This is a genomic window from Streptococcus sp. KR, assembly GCF_002238115.1.
Taxonomy (GTDB): Bacteria; Bacillota; Bacilli; order Lactobacillales; family Streptococcaceae; genus Streptococcus.
In genome coordinates, this window is record NZ_NGVM01000288.1 from 1 (window position 1) to 248 (window position 248).

Below are 248 nucleotides of genomic sequence, written 5' to 3' on the forward strand. Positions count from 1 at the left end.
ACTAAAGGTGTTTATTTTTACGGGACTTATTCTGATCACTGGTCAACCAAGGTATTAGCATGAGGACCATTATTTTGATCCTGATAGGCTACAGAGAATGCTTTAACAAAATCAGCAAGTTTAACTTCACCAATATTTGTGGTTTGATTGTCCAAATCTGCATACAGTTTTTCTGGATGACGTTCCAGTTCGCTCATTTTAATAAATAGCTGTGCAAGCTTTTTAGAAACGCCCCTATCAACCATTGA

The 248-nt window shown here is 36.7% G+C and carries 1 pseudogene; it reads right to left on the bottom strand.

Annotation, left to right across the window (positions count from 1 at the left end):
* Positions 1-35: 35 nt before the first annotated feature.
* Positions 36-248: pseudogene (locus tag CBI42_RS12945) on the bottom strand (short-chain dehydrogenase); the annotation flags it as partial.